The organism is Amycolatopsis sp. cmx-4-61, assembly GCF_046548775.1.
Classification (GTDB): domain Bacteria; phylum Actinomycetota; class Actinomycetes; order Mycobacteriales; family Pseudonocardiaceae; genus Amycolatopsis.
In genome coordinates this window covers 1-1,615 of record NZ_JAEBEI010000057.1, presented here as the reverse complement: position 1 = coordinate 1,615, position 1,615 = coordinate 1, and the positions used below count along the sequence as shown (strand labels likewise).

At 67.1% G+C, this 1,615-nt stretch carries 3 protein-coding genes; all 3 read left to right on the top strand.

Features of this window, described 5'->3' with window-relative positions:
• On the top strand, positions 1–220 hold a 220-nt coding region (locus ACLJOU_RS46865), incomplete at its 5' end, for a hypothetical protein (protein WP_410575777.1).
• A 404-nt stretch (positions 221–624) separates the two neighbouring features.
• Positions 625–777: a hypothetical protein gene (locus tag ACLJOU_RS46860; protein ID WP_410575776.1), complete on the top strand. Its 153-nt coding sequence runs from the start codon at positions 625–627 to the stop codon at positions 775–777.
• Between the two features lie 605 nt (positions 778–1,382).
• Positions 1,383–1,615 (top strand): SAM-dependent methyltransferase (locus ACLJOU_RS46855; RefSeq protein ID WP_410575778.1); only part of this gene is annotated, 233 nt, incomplete at its 3' end.

Below are 1,615 nucleotides of genomic sequence, written 5' to 3'. Positions count from 1 at the left end.
GCGGCGCGGCCTGCCGCTGTCCCAGGATGAACGCGGCTACGTTCGGGTGCAACAAGGTCTTCCCGAAGGGGTCGGCGCTTCCCCTTGGGGAAGTGCAGAGCACGTGTCGTCGTCCAAGGTTGCGAGAAGTTCGCCGCGTCACGAGACGTCGCGGCAGGCGGTACGCGGGGAGTTGTCGGACTCGACCGAAGTCGACTTGCTGCCAACGGATCGACGCTGAACCGCTTCGCGTGAAGTTGGTGTCCTAGCCGAGCGAGGGCGCGGTTGGACATCCGGGATTGGATTGTCCGAATGTGACAACATCCGGGCTAACGACAAGTTCCTCCGATCGCGGCTCGACGGTGTCTTGCCACGACCGGAGGCGTGTCCCACTCGAACCGTGCCCTCTACCGGCGCCATGGTTCCCGCCGCCACTGTCGTGAAGAGAAGTGTTCACCTCGCCCAGCCCAACGGGTCGTACTTCAAGCGGTAGACCGTCGTCGCCGGATTCCGCACCGGTCACCCCAAGAACAGCTTCCGCCGGAACGGCACCTGCCTCGAGGTGCAACGCCTGGTGGACGGGTGTGGGCCCGTTACGCCGATGACGGGGACTGGTCGACGCGCTACCAGGGGCGACGAGAGGGGATGGTCTACTCCAGAGCCACGATCACGTCGACCATTGAACACTTCACTCCGGCCGTCAATACCGGATCGTGCACTTCGGCGGACGCCAAGAACGGCTGGACGGCAGCCATCGGCTCCTTCGCCGGAGCGACCCGGGCGTTCACCGTGTACTGATCCGCGGTGCGTCGCTCAGCCCGGCGACTCGGGCGCGGGCCACTCGGCCTGCGCCCGGCGCGCAGACACGCCACGCCTCAGCACCTGGTGCGGACGGCGAACCGGGGTACTTCCTCGGTGGCAGTGCTGGGGACCTTCATCGACCTGCGGCACGGCTGTGACCGCGAAGCGGACCCTGCTGGGTCCCGGTGGACTACTCCCCGCCGACGGAGCGAGTCGTCGCCCAGCAGTTCCGGGCCTGCGCACTCACTCGCGATCGACCCGTCCGGCGCTCTCGGCCCTTCCACCCGTGGAGTTGACCGGCCATCCCGGGGCTGCGGGGAAGTGCCGAGTCGGCGGGTAGCACAGGTGCACGCCTCCTGCGACTCACGACGCCCGGCTCAGCCACCCTCGGTAGAACGCGACTGGCCAAACGAGGATCGCAGCCCCTCGGTCGCGCCCGCGCCGGACCCGCGGTTCGGTGGTAACGTCGCTCACCCTGTCGAGAGGTCGCAATGTCCCACCGTGAATGGACTCCACCAGATCTCGACGTCTCGGTACCGAGTATCGTTCGGCTCTACGATTCCTTCCTGTGAGGTACCCGCAACTTCCCGGTAGATCGCGAACTGGCTGCGAGCATCGAGCTTGCCGTACCAGACGCGCGTGCCACCGCGCGTCTGAGCAGAGCGTTCCTCCGGCGTGCCGTCGAGCACATGGTCGAGGAGGGCGTCAGGCGGTTCCTCGACATCGGCTCCGGCATTCCCACGGAGGCGAACGTGCACGAGGTTGCGCAAAGCGCCGCACCGGAGGCGCGAGTGGGGTACGTCGACAAGGCCCGACCGCTGTCGCGCACAGCGAA